Origin of the sequence: Chloroflexus sp., assembly GCF_034435895.1 — a bacterium.
GTDB lineage: Bacteria > Chloroflexota > Chloroflexia > Chloroflexales > Chloroflexaceae > Chloroflexus.
This window is the reverse complement of record NZ_DAOTWH010000034.1, coordinates 36682-47785: the sequence shown is the minus strand read 5'-3', so window position 1 is coordinate 47785 and position 11104 is coordinate 36682. Positions and strand designations below refer to the sequence as shown.

Here is an 11104-nt window from a genome sequence, read left to right as displayed (position 1 = left end):
GTCGTCGTAGGAGCATATCGTTGCTATGTCCCTACGACGACACGCCGCGCATCATCTGGATCCGTTCCCGGATCGTCATCACTTCGCTGCGCAAATGGCTATCGGTATTAATCTCCTCAGCAATCTTCTCGCAGCCATACATCACCGTGGTATGGTCGCGCCCGCCGAGCAGATTACCGATATCAACCAACGAACTCTCGGTCTCTTCGCGCAGCAGATACATCGCAACTTGGCGCGGCACCACCACGTGGCGCGAGCGATTGCGAGCGCGTAACTGTTCGACTTCGATCCCGTAATGTTCGCTCACCACCTGCAAAATCGCCTCGGCGCTGACGCGGCGGCGGCGCTGATTGCCCAACAGATCGGCAAGGGCAGCCGTTGCCGTATCGATCGTAATCGGCAACCGGTTGAGTTCGGCGTAAGCCGCAACCCGGTTGAGGCTGCCTTCAAGTTCGCGGATATTGCTCTGAATCTTGTGAGCCAGAAAATCGATCACCTCATCGGGCACATGCACGCTCATCTGCTCAGCCTTCGCGCGCAGAATCGCGGTGCGCGTTTCAAGGTCGGGGGGCTGGACATCGACGATCAAGCCCCACTCGAAGCGCGAACGCAATCGCTCTTCGAGAGTTAGAATCGCCTTGGGCGGACGATCAGAGCTAATCACAATATGCTTCGCCGCCGAATGGAGCGTATTGAAGGTATGGAAAAACTCTTCTTGGGTGGCGTCTTTGCCAGCGATAAATTGAATATCGTCGATCAGCAGCACGTCGATATTCCGGTAGCGCATGCGGAACTCTTCGGTCTGCTGGCGACGAATGGCATTGATCAAGTCGTTGGTAAATTTCTCAGACGAAACGTACAGCACATTAATTTCGGGATCGCGATCGAGCACGCGATTGCCGATCGCGTGGAGCAAGTGGGTCTTGCCCAAGCCGACGCCGCCATACAGGAAGAGCGGGTTATAGGCTTGGCCGGGATTATCAGCCACGGCGAGACAAGCGGCGTGGGCCAAGCGGTTACTCGAACCGACAATAAAGCTGGAAAACGTATATTTGGGATTCAGCATCCCCGAACGCATTGCGCTGGCCAAATCGAGTTGGACAGCGCGTTCGCTGGCGCCATTGCCGGGCGCAAAAGCCGGCACGGCAGATTCGGCGATCATCGGTTCAGGTTCAGCAGCAAACCGCGACCCCTTGAACGAAGCAGGGAGCAATTCAGGGCGCAACGATGGGCTAGCAATCAGCACCTGCACTTGCACCGAGTAGCCGACAACCCGCGTCAGCGCGTTGCGGAGCGGCATGAGTAACCGGTTTTCCAGCCCTTCTTTCTGAGCCGGCGACGAAACCCCAATCCGCGCCACCCCGTTGTCAAGCGACAACAGCGTTGCCGAGCGCAGCAGCGCATCGTAATCATGGCGCGAAATTTGCGATTGCAGGGCGGTCAGTGTTGCTTTCCAGATTTGAGTTAGGTTCACGCTGCGCCTCCTTGCGAGCCGCGCTTAACCATCGCGCACATAATCAATCACCCGCGCCGAAACGCGGGATCAGCAACGCAGTCGTTTGACATCTGAGTCGCAGTGCGCTTGTGGTGAGAGCGGGCAGCAAGTCTTCAATTGACGTGGTGAGATCATACTCGATCTGTCCCCATATTTCAAGCAACATAATGCGGGAGATCTATAAATGTTCCTTATAGTGATGCAATGTGGTAGGCGTTTGTTTCTTGTGATCGTAGCGAGATAGAGACTGCGTTATGTTGAGATTAAACTGTGGATAATTGTGGATAAAGTGGCAAACTATTTGCCGGGCAGCTTCGATTTTAGCGCATCGTGGTGCGCTCGTCACCGATCGCACAACGAGCGCGATCACCCTGCCTTTCATGTGGATAATGCGTGGACAGGCGGGGAGAAGGACGTGGATAGAGTCATGGCGCAGTGATGACGGCCACTGCGCCATTATTCCGGGAGATCAACCGGCGGCAGATCGGCAAGGCTCGTTAAACCAAATTGTTGGAGAAAGGCCGGGGTCGTGGCGTAGAGGATAGGCCGGCCCAACGTCTCGAGACGACCAGCCTCACAGATCAGATCGCGCGCTAGCAACGCGCGCAGCGCGGCACTGCTATCAACGCCGCGAATAGCATCGATCTGGGCACGCGTGATAGGTTGGCGATAGGCAATAATCGCGAGCGTCTCGAGCGCGGCATGTGACAGGCGCTGGCCGTGTTGCGCACCGAGCAAGCGCCGGATGGCCGGCGCCGCTTCCGGCGCGCTGACCAACATCACCTGATCACCGTGGCGCTGAAGGCGAATCCCGCGCTGCGCATAGCTTTGGCTCAATTCATCGATGGCCGCGGCAACTTGCTCCTGTGTCGCCTCTAACACTCGCGCTAATTGCTCAATCGTCACCGGTTCGCCGGCAACAAAGAGCACAGCTTCGATCAGTTGCGCCAACGAAGGTGGCGCTGTATCAGGAAAGAGCGCCGGCTGGTAGGGCGAACCGGCATTGGTTGTCGGTAAAACGTGGTCAGACTCGGTCATGGGTTATGTTCGGACACTAGACGCTATCCAGAAAATGATTGCTTATGGTATCATAACGGCTGCAAGTGCAAGCAGGAAAGGACGTTGCCAATGAGTGAGCGCCGTCGTGGCATTTCCCGCCGACAAGTGATTGCTGGTTTCTTTACCCTCTTGGGCTTTTTGATGTTGTTCAACTACGTACCGCTGGCACTAGCGGGCGATACCGTGGTGACCCGCATTGCGTTAGCGGTGCCGCAACCGGTGATAGCCTTCCCCACGGCGTGGAGCCTGACCGTTATCGGTTTGATCGCACTGATTGCCGGCGTACTGGGTCTGAGCAACCGCGCCCACCGTTGGGCCGACGGTCTGCTGTGGACGAGTGCGGTGCTCTTGTTTCCAGCCATTCTGATCTGGGCCGCAGCCGGGAAACAGACCAATGCGACCGTGATGCTCAGCGAATCACTACGCCTCGGCACACCGCTAGCGCTCGGCGCATTGGCCGGGATCTGGGCCGAACGTTCAGGCGTGATCAATATCGCTATCGAGGGCATGATGCTGATGGGAGCCGCCTTTGGCTTCGCCATCTTTATCTTCACCGGCGATATCTGGGCCGGCGTGATTGGCGCAGTTGTCATCGGCGGCGTCATGGCGCTCTTGCACGGCGCACTCTCGATTTCATTCCGCACCGACCAGATTATTAGCGGTACGGTGGTCAACATTCTAGCGATTGGCGTGACCGGCTACCTCAGACGGCAATATATCGTCGTGGAAGGCGGCGGACGGATCACGCTCCCGTCGCTTTCCGGCTTGCTCGCTAACGCCGGTTTTCCCGACCTTGCCCGCTCGCTCGAATCCATTCCAGTGTTGGGGACGTTGATCTTCAGCGGCAAGCCAATCTTTTTTGCCATGCTGCTCCTTGTGATCATGACCCACATCGTGCTCTTCATGACCCGTTGGGGCTTGCGTACGCGGGCCGTAGGCGAGAATCCCAAAGCCGCTGACACGGTTGGCATTGCAGTCAACCGAACACGCTATTTCAACGTCTTCATCAGCGGGTGCATTGCTGGGCTCGGCGGCGCATGGTTTTCGTTGGAAACAGTGGGCCAATTTGACGACGGGATGACGGCCGGTAAGGGCTTTATCGCGCTGGCGGCGATGATCTTCGGTAAATGGATGCCGTTTGGCGCCTTTGGCGGCGCAATGCTGTTTGGCTTTGCCGAGGCCTTAGGCACGCGCTTCCAAATCTTGCAGGTACAGGTCTTGGGCGGCCCGGTGCCAGTGCAATTTTTGCAAGTTACACCTTACGTCGTAACGATGATTGTACTGGCCGGATTGATTGGCCGCGCTGTCGGGCCGGCGGCGGTAGGCAAACCGTATGAGAAACAATAACCGCACAGCAGCGATAGCATCGGCAAGGCAGAGATGAATGATCATCTCACCTTGCCGAACATGCCCAATTTAGACCAGCCCTTCCGCTTCGAGCCATTCCTGCACATCGGCATCGGTAGGGCTGGCCTTGCCGCCGGGAATATACCGGAACCGATCGCCATACCCTTCCATCACCTGATTGCGCAGCGCTTCCGCCTCGGCGCTTGGATCGGTGTCGGGCACCCGCAACACCTCACCGGAGTTTAGGTCGAGATAAAAGCTCACAGCCGGGTCAGTCTCGGCCAGCGCGGCGCGAATTTGCTCACGATTGATGTTAGCGGCCACAGCATCCTCCAGTGGATTAACGACGGCATACGAACGACCGCCGAACCATAATGATGGTACACGAACCTGCCCGCTCTTGCAAGTTGACGGAGTGGTAACGTTTATCGTAATGAATCGTATAGTATCTGTGAGGAGCGCTTGTGAGCGATCCATCATCTGACGAGCTCGACCTCATCAACCGGGCTTGCGCCGGCGACCAATCGGCATGCGCCACGATTGTCCAGCGCTATACCGGCGTTTTGTATAATCAGGCCTATCGCATGCTCGGCGATGCGTCCGAGGCGGAAGACGCGGTGCAGGAAGTCTTCTTGCGCGCCTTTCGCCATCTGCAGAGCTATGATCCGTCGCGCCGGCTCGTCACGTGGCTGTTAACGATCGGATCGAACTACTGCATTGATCGCCTGCGCCGGCGGCGATTCAACTGGTTAACGTTGGAAGATGTCGCCTTTTGGCTGCCGAGCACGCAGCCGGGGCCAGAACGAAGCGCCTTGCAGAGCGCGCAGCGTGAAGCGGTGCAACGAGCCTTGCAACGGCTGCCTGAGAGTTATCGCGGCGTGACCGTGCTCCGCTACTGGCACGATCTCTCGTATGACAGGATCGGTGCTATCTTGGGCTTAACCGAAGCGACCGTCAAGACCCGGCTGCATCGAGCGCGCAAAATGCTGCAAGAGGCGCTGGCCGCTGAGGAGGAGGTATGGAACACGGAAGGGATGGCGAGTTGACCGATGCCGAGCTGGCTGCGGTCGAAGCCGAGACGCGCGCGTTACTGGCGCGATGGGGTGAACCAACGATGGCATCACCGCCAGCCGATCTATCGGCGCGCGTGGTACGGCGCCTCTCCGCCGCTCCTGCGCGCCGTGGTTGGCGCTGGCGGCCACTCTGGCTGGCTGCGCCGCTCGTCGCGCTGGTGCTGGGGGTCTGGGGATTGAGCATTGACAGCAACGGCCCCGCCTCGCTGTTCGGCGATCCAGCCACCGGCGCCGGGCGGTATGTGTTGGGACTCACCCTCGTCGCCAAACCGCTCTGGCACCTATGGCTGGTCAACGCCGGGTGGTGGCTGCTCGGATTGTTCGTCCTTTTCGCCGCTGGCTGGCTTTGGTGGCGCTTGATTCTTGATGCACCGTTGGCTGAGGTTTTGCAGTGATACGACGAAGCTGGTTGTTTGCAGTTATGCTCTGGTTGGTCATGCTCGCTACGCCAGCGCGCGCGTTCGCGCAAGGGCCAGCGGCGCTGATCATTGCTGCCGGCGAGCAGTACCGTGGCCACGTCGCCACGTTCGATCAACCAATTGTGATACTGGGCGAAGTTGACGGCGACGTAACGAGTTGGGCCGGTTCGATCACCGTGCAAGGCATTGTGCGCGGCGATGTGGTGAGCTACACCGGTACGATTACGTTAGCTCCCGGCGCCATTGTCGAAGGAAACGTCCTTTCAATCGCTGGCGGCATAGAGATTGGATCGCGCGCCGGCTTGCATGGCACCGCAATCGGGGTCGAACCGCTGGCTGGATCGGCGGTAGCCACCGCGTTGATTGGCACGCTGAGCGGCCAAACCATCGTCCGCCGTTGGTTGCTGCCGGGAACTACCGGAGTGCTCGGTGCGCTGATTTCGGCAATGCTCTGTGTGGCGATCGCGCTCATCTGGCCGCGCCGCACAGCCGGGATCGGGCGAGCGTTGCGCGCCGCGCCATTGCGCAGCGCCGTGGTTGGGTTACTCTCAAACATACTGGCACTCTCGGCATTGCCGCTTGTCGTGGGGGTATTGACCCTCAGCCTCGCCGGTCTGTTCCTCCTCCTGCCATTGATCATCCTGCTGCACGTGCCGTATGCCATCGGACTCACCGGCGTCGCGCGCGCGATCGCAGCCACATGGCCACCCGGCTGGGCGCTCAAGCCGCCGCTGGCCGCCGCACTCGGCGCGCTCATTGTGCTCGTACCGCTGCTCGTTATCGGCATCGTTGCGCCGGCGCTCGCGTTGGGGTTAGGCTACGCCGTGGCGAGCTGGGGGTTGGGCGCAGCGTTGATTAGCCGCGGCGGCGCGCTACCGATTTGGCGCGACGAGTGGCCGGCAGTAAAGCACACTGGTTAGCATGGCTACGAAAAGACCCAATCAGGTCGTAGCGACATTTGATAGTAACGTCGCTCCTATACGCTAGCCGCCAGCGCAACAAATAAGAGGCCAAGCACACAACCCAGCAATATCCCCAACACGATGAGCAGGCTGGGGTAGAGCAATACGGCCAGCGTGGCCTTGCCGCTACCGAGCCGATGCACCACAGCGGTGCCGCTCACGAGAATGATAAGCCCCCACACCCACGCGATTATCAAGAGCGGCAAGTTCAAGACCGGAATAAAGGTGAGCGCATCGAGCGCATGGGGCGCAACCGAGAGCGATCCAACGGCGACCATTGCGCGAATGCCGCCTTGCCCGCCGAGTTGGCGGGCGGCGAGATGGGTGAACGTCACCGCTAGCAACATACCGCTCAAGTAGGTGAGCGGCGTCGAAACAGTTTGGCCGAGCGCCCGCAAGACGAGCGCAACCGGTCGTGGCAAGGCGGTAGGGATCGTAATAATATCACGCACCATCTGCGCTATCTCATCTTCGCTCTCTTGCAGCAAGCGCACGACTTCACGTTCCTGGGGCGTACTTGCTGTCTCCTGCTGCAGTTCTAGTGACTGGCGGTAGCCCAGCATCACCTCTTGCACAACACGCTCTGGGTCAGTGACGCTGATCAGCGTACTTGCGCTCTGGATTGCGCCGACAAGCAATCCCACCATCAGAATGATTAGAAATCCACGCCGAACCCCGTCAGGCGCGTCGCGCATCTCAGTGAATACCCGTTGGTTGAGGGTCAAAGCCCCATTAAAGGTATCGATCAACGACATATCATCTCCCCTACGCAGTGGCAACCAGTACTGCCAAAGCGCCACAACCGAACAGCATCAGCAACACAACCAATGCAATCGGCCCGATCAGCGCCGCCCAAAACGCCCGCCATGCCGGCAGATTATGCGCTGCGCGCAGGCCAAGATAACACCCGATCAAGCCAAGCAGGGTCGTGCCGGCGACTTGCGCGAATGGCACAATCTGCACCACCGCCAGCCAATTCGCGCCACTTGCTAACGCCATGCAACCGAGCGTTTGGGCAAAGGTGCCTTCACCGCCAAGCGAGCGGGCGGCGAGATGGGCCACAAAGCCGTAGATCAGCCAGATGAACAAATAGACGAACGGCGTGGCAATCGCGCCGATCAAGCCACTCCATTGGAGTGGCGCCACAATCTGGGCCAATTGGGTAAAGAACGGTTCGAGTTCGAGCGCCGGATCCACCCGTTGCAGTTCGGCAAACAAGGCCGTACGTTCGATGCCGCGCTGAACAACATCAAGCACAGCCAGCGGATCGGGGCTAGCCAGCGTGCTGAGCAAGCTGCCGATAACGCTCGCGGCCCCGACCAGAATACCCACCAGCGCCACAACCAGAAAACCGTCGCGTAACGTTGCCGGATTATCGCGCTGTTCGCGAAACGCGTTGGGATCGAGAAATAGGCCGGCAGTGCTGAGGCGGAAGAGGTAAGTGAGTGATTCCATTGCTTTCCTCGTGCTAAGCGAAGGAACCGGATCCTGAGACAGGTTACGCACGCAGATACACCACCCCTTTACCGAGGCGGGTATTGATGGGAACGCCAGCAGCGCAGAGTGGACACTCCTCGGCGGGATAGCTCTCAAGCGGCAATTCGGTGAGCGCTACGAGGCGCGGCGCGCCGAGATCGAGCGCCGTTATACCGCCGCGATTGCAGAGTGCGCCAACGCCGACCACAATCCCGCCGGCAGCCGTCACCGCCTCGACCACCAGCCGCGCTGAGCCGCCAGTAGTGAGGACATCTTCGACCACCAACACCCGCTTGCCGGCGATCAGCGCATCGTAGCCACGGCGAAACACCCGCTGCTTACCGGTTTCGACCTGTTCTTCTTCAGCGTAGACCGCCAACACCTCCCGCCCGTTCAGTTGCGACAGGTGGTGTGCCGTCCACTGGGCCATAATCACTCCACCCACGGTTGGCCCGGCCACCGTCTCAACGCCGGCATCGGCAAAGTGACGGGCCAACGCCGCACCGACCATGCTAGCGGCAGCAGTATGCGGATAGAGCGCGTCCTTATTCACATAGCTACTGCCATGGCGGCCAGAGGTATAGACAATGTGATCGTTAGTGACAATCGCACCCAGTTGATGCAAGACATCTAAGAGATTGGTATCGCTCATAACGTAACATTATCCTGTTCAAGTTCAGTTACAATGCGGGCCGCCGCCGCCGCCGGATCGCCGATCGCAGCCGGCGGGTTGGTAATCGGGCGGCCAATCACCAGATAATCAGCCCCAGCCCGCAGCGCGGCAGCGGGGGTCATCACTCGCCGTTGATCGCCTTCGCCGGCCCACAGCGAGCGAATGCCCGGCGTCACAATCCGCACATCGGGGCAAGCAGCGCGGATCGCACCCACCTCGTGCGGCGAAGCAACCACGCCATCGAGACCGCAATCGCGCGCCATCCGCGCTAGATGCACCACATACTCGGCAACTTCTTGCCGCACCTGCAATTCGCCGGTCAACGCCGCCGCATCAAGGCTGGTCAAGACGGTGACGCCGAGCAGCAAGGGGCGATACGGCATGCTGTGCGCGGCGGTCGCTGCCGCGCACAGCATGGCACTGCCGCCAGTACAATGCAAGGTCAGCATCCGCACCGCCGGGCCGAGCGCGCAGACGGCGCGCACCGCGCCAGCTACCGTATTGGGAATATCATGCAGCTTGAGATCGAGAAACACGCTGCCGCCAACCGCCGCAATCGCCTGCACCACCTGCGGCGTGCCAATCGCTGTGCAAATCTCTAACCCCACCTTGAACCCGCCCACCTGCCCGCGCAACTGAGCAGCCAGCGCAACCGCGCGGTCGAGATCGGGCGTGTCGAGAGCAACCAGAATACGTTCGCGGGGAGATAACGGCATCGTCGCCATGATGCGCTCACGTATGGATCAAGAGATACACGGCAACCCCCACCACCGTCGCAACCCAATAGAGCGCAAAGGCAATCCGCATAAACGGCTTGTAATTGGTGAAGCGCCAGCGCGCCGGCAGCCAGCCATTACCAACGAACACCACGTACACCCCAAAGAGCATTGCCACCGTACCAATCACCTCGTGAGCCGGCATCGCGACAAAGGCTGCCACCGGCAACGTGAGATTCTCATCAGGCGTGACCGCTAGCAGCGACGGGATCATCACACCGAACACGAGCGCCAAATTAGCCGCCGCTGCGCCGGTTTGCAGCCAACGATGCGCGCTATAGTAGCCTTTCACCGCTAGATAAGCGCCAATGGTAAAAGCGATCGCAACGATGATACTGCCTACCAATGACACATCTTGGGCGAAAGTGGCTTTGGTGCCGAGAAACCCGCTCATCACCGCTCCTTGCCGGCAGCCAGCAACGCGCGATTGATCCGGCGCGGCAGCAACGGCCCGCGATAGACCAAGCCGGTGTAGAGCTGGATCAAGCTCGCGCCGGCCTCGAACATCCGCAGCGCATCATCAGGCGAATGGATGCCGCCGACGCCGATAATCGGCAGTTTGCCGCCAGTGGCGCGCGCAATCAACTGTACCACCTGCCGAGAGCGTTGGGCGAGCGGTTGCCCGCTGAGACCGCCGGTCTCGGCCACTAACGCCAGATCGATGCCCTCAAGACCACTGCGCCCAATCGTGGTATTGGTCGCAATTATACCGGCGACAGCGTGATCGGCGCACACTGCCAACAGCTCTTCGATCGCTGCATCGCTCAGATCCGGCGCAATTTTCACCAGCAGCGGGCGCGGCCCGCACGAATCGGCGCGGCCCAGTTCGGCGTTATCGCGCTGCAACGCGGCCAAGAGCGCGCGCAAGTGATCGGCGTCTTGCAATTGGCGCAGGCCAGGAGTATTGGGTGAACTGACGTTGATCGCCACGTAGGCGGCATACGGGAAGAGCAGCCGGAACGAGGCGCGATAATCGTCGATCGCCTGATCGAGCGGCGTCACTTTCGATTTGCCGATCGAGACGCCAACCGGGATGGAAACTGGCGTCGCTGCCAGCCGTTGCGCCAAGACCGCCGCGCCGGCATTATTAAACCCCATGCGATTAATCAGCGCCTCGCGCGCCGGCAAGCGAAACAGGCGCGGACGCGGATTGCCGGGTTGCGGGTGATAGGTGACAGTGCCCACCTCGACAAAGCCAAAGCCAAGCGCAGCCCATGCCGGCAACGCCACGCCATCTTTGTCCATGCCAGCGGCTAACCCGACCGGGTTAGGAAAGTGAACCCCGAAGACGGTACGCGCTAAGCGTTGATCACGGATCGCAGCAATCAACTGCAGAGTGCGGCACAACGAGCGTGATCGGCTCAGCAACGCCAACAGATGCAACGTGCGTTCGTGAGCGGTCTCGGCATCGCCACCGCCAAGCCGGAACAAGATTGGGCGCAGCAGGAAGCGGTATATCGTTAGATCAGAACGGTTCAACACCCACCTCAGACAACTCATCGGCAAAACGCTCGATATCGCGCGTGGTGCGGAGCCGCTCGATCCGGCTGAGCAACCGTTTCCGGTCGGCGCTCCCCTCAATCACTGCCCGTTCCAAATACTGGGTGAGATACAGCTTAATTACCTCAAGCTGGTCGGCAGTCAGCGGTTCGCCTTGCATATAGCGTTCAACCGCGGTAGCCAGCCGCCCAGTCGTCTCTTCCATCCAGAAACGGGGCGGACGAGCGACCGGAAACGGATAGGGATAATCAGGATTAGGCACAAACACCAATGGCCCCATCACTTCAGCGTTTTCGGGCAACGGATCGGTGGTCATAGCGCGTC

14 protein-coding genes are annotated in these 11104 nt (G+C 59.8%); 4 read left to right on the top strand and 10 right to left on the bottom strand.

Annotation, left to right across the window (positions count from 1 at the left end; translation table 11 throughout):
- Positions 1-31: 31 nt before the first annotated feature.
- Together dnaA and scpB are read right to left on the bottom strand one after the other, a co-directional pair.
- A complete protein-coding gene (gene dnaA, locus U9R81_RS02035) occupies positions 32-1474 on the bottom strand; it encodes a chromosomal replication initiator protein DnaA (RefSeq protein WP_322493872.1) in 1443 nt (480 codons plus the stop codon).
- Positions 1475-1951: 477 nt separating this feature from the next.
- Positions 1952-2533 (bottom strand): SMC-Scp complex subunit ScpB, encoded by a 582-nt coding sequence (scpB, locus tag U9R81_RS02030; RefSeq protein ID WP_322493871.1) that lies wholly within the window; start codon positions 2531-2533, stop codon positions 1952-1954.
- A gap of 90 nt (positions 2534-2623) precedes the next feature.
- On the opposite strand from scpB, the gene U9R81_RS02025 reads away from it, so the two are divergent.
- Positions 2624-3901 carry an ABC transporter permease gene (locus U9R81_RS02025; protein ID WP_322493870.1) on the top strand — a complete coding sequence of 426 codons (1278 nt, stop codon included), beginning with the start codon at positions 2624-2626 and terminating at the stop codon, positions 3899-3901.
- A 69-nt stretch (positions 3902-3970) separates the two neighbouring features.
- On the opposite strand, the gene U9R81_RS02020 is transcribed toward U9R81_RS02025, so the two are convergent.
- A complete protein-coding gene (locus U9R81_RS02020; protein ID WP_066787381.1) occupies positions 3971-4225 on the bottom strand; it encodes a UPF0158 family protein in 255 nt (84 codons plus the stop codon).
- A 140-nt stretch (positions 4226-4365) separates the two neighbouring features.
- On the opposite strand from U9R81_RS02020, the gene U9R81_RS02015 reads away from it, so the two are divergent.
- From U9R81_RS02015 to U9R81_RS02005, 3 genes are read left to right on the top strand one after another with little or no spacing between them, the layout of a single operon-like run.
- On the top strand, positions 4366-4947 hold the full coding sequence (locus U9R81_RS02015) for an RNA polymerase sigma factor (RefSeq protein ID WP_322493869.1): 582 nt from the start codon (positions 4366-4368) through the stop codon (positions 4945-4947).
- Complete coding sequence (locus U9R81_RS02010) at positions 4920-5369, top strand: hypothetical protein (RefSeq protein WP_322493868.1); 450 nt, start codon at positions 4920-4922, stop codon at positions 5367-5369. The genes U9R81_RS02015 and U9R81_RS02010 overlap by 28 nt, the downstream gene beginning before the upstream one ends.
- Positions 5366-6313: a polymer-forming cytoskeletal protein gene (locus tag U9R81_RS02005; protein WP_322493867.1), complete on the top strand. Its 948-nt coding sequence runs from the start codon at positions 5366-5368 to the stop codon at positions 6311-6313. Before U9R81_RS02010 ends, U9R81_RS02005 begins: the two co-directional genes overlap by 4 nt.
- A 56-nt stretch (positions 6314-6369) precedes the next feature.
- On the opposite strand, the gene U9R81_RS02000 is transcribed toward U9R81_RS02005, so the two are convergent.
- From U9R81_RS02000 to U9R81_RS01970, 7 genes are read right to left on the bottom strand one after another with little or no spacing between them, the layout of a single operon-like run.
- A complete protein-coding gene (locus tag U9R81_RS02000) occupies positions 6370-7110 on the bottom strand; it encodes a Yip1 family protein (RefSeq protein WP_322493866.1) in 741 nt (246 codons plus the stop codon).
- Between the two features lie 10 nt (positions 7111-7120).
- Entirely contained in the window at positions 7121-7810 is a 690-nt protein-coding gene (locus U9R81_RS01995) for a Yip1 family protein (RefSeq protein ID WP_322493865.1), read from the bottom strand.
- Positions 7811-7853: 43 nt separating this feature from the next.
- Positions 7854-8483 carry a phosphoribosyltransferase family protein gene (locus tag U9R81_RS01990; protein WP_322493864.1) on the bottom strand — a complete coding sequence of 210 codons (630 nt, stop codon included), beginning with the start codon at positions 8481-8483 and terminating at the stop codon, positions 7854-7856.
- The gene (pyrF, locus tag U9R81_RS01985; protein WP_416180927.1) at positions 8480-9220 is read right to left on the bottom strand and encodes an orotidine-5'-phosphate decarboxylase; all 741 of its coding nucleotides are present in this window, start codon (positions 9218-9220) and stop codon (positions 8480-8482) included. The genes U9R81_RS01990 and pyrF overlap by 4 nt, the downstream gene beginning before the upstream one ends.
- Positions 9221-9236: 16 nt before the next feature.
- Positions 9237-9674, bottom strand: coding sequence for a hypothetical protein (locus U9R81_RS01980; RefSeq protein WP_322493862.1), 438 nt, complete (start codon positions 9672-9674; stop codon positions 9237-9239).
- Positions 9674-10759 (bottom strand): quinone-dependent dihydroorotate dehydrogenase, encoded by a 1086-nt coding sequence (locus U9R81_RS01975; RefSeq protein WP_322493861.1) that lies wholly within the window; start codon positions 10757-10759, stop codon positions 9674-9676. Before U9R81_RS01975 ends, U9R81_RS01980 begins: the two co-directional genes overlap by 1 nt.
- Positions 10746-11096, bottom strand: a complete 351-nt coding sequence (locus U9R81_RS01970; protein ID WP_322493860.1) for a hypothetical protein — start codon at positions 11094-11096, stop codon at positions 10746-10748. The genes U9R81_RS01975 and U9R81_RS01970 overlap by 14 nt, the downstream gene beginning before the upstream one ends.
- Between the last annotated feature and the right edge of the window lie 8 nt (positions 11097-11104).

Excerpts from the sequence above, each read along its gene's own strand:
- scpB (WP_322493871.1), bottom strand. The coding sequence starts at position 2,533 with ATGACCGAGTCTGACCACGTTTTACCGACAACCAATGCCGGTTCGCCC.
- U9R81_RS01995 (WP_322493865.1), bottom strand. The coding sequence starts at position 7,810 with ATGGAATCACTCACTTACCTCTTCCGCCTCAGCACTGCCGGCCTATTT.
- U9R81_RS01970 (WP_322493860.1), bottom strand. The coding sequence starts at position 11,096 with ATGACCACCGATCCGTTGCCCGAAAACGCTGAAGTGATGGGGCCATTG.
- U9R81_RS02010 (WP_322493868.1), top strand. The coding sequence starts at position 4,920 with ATGGAACACGGAAGGGATGGCGAGTTGACCGATGCCGAGCTGGCTGCG.
- U9R81_RS01980 (WP_322493862.1), bottom strand. The coding sequence starts at position 9,674 with ATGAGCGGGTTTCTCGGCACCAAAGCCACTTTCGCCCAAGATGTGTCA.
- U9R81_RS02025 (WP_322493870.1), top strand. The coding sequence starts at position 2,624 with ATGAGTGAGCGCCGTCGTGGCATTTCCCGCCGACAAGTGATTGCTGGT.
- U9R81_RS02000 (WP_322493866.1), bottom strand. The coding sequence starts at position 7,110 with ATGTCGTTGATCGATACCTTTAATGGGGCTTTGACCCTCAACCAACGG.
- pyrF (WP_416180927.1), bottom strand. The coding sequence starts at position 9,220 with ATGCCGTTATCTCCCCGCGAACGTATTCTGGTTGCTCTCGACACGCCC.
- U9R81_RS01990 (WP_322493864.1), bottom strand. The coding sequence starts at position 8,483 with ATGAGCGATACCAATCTCTTAGATGTCTTGCATCAACTGGGTGCGATT.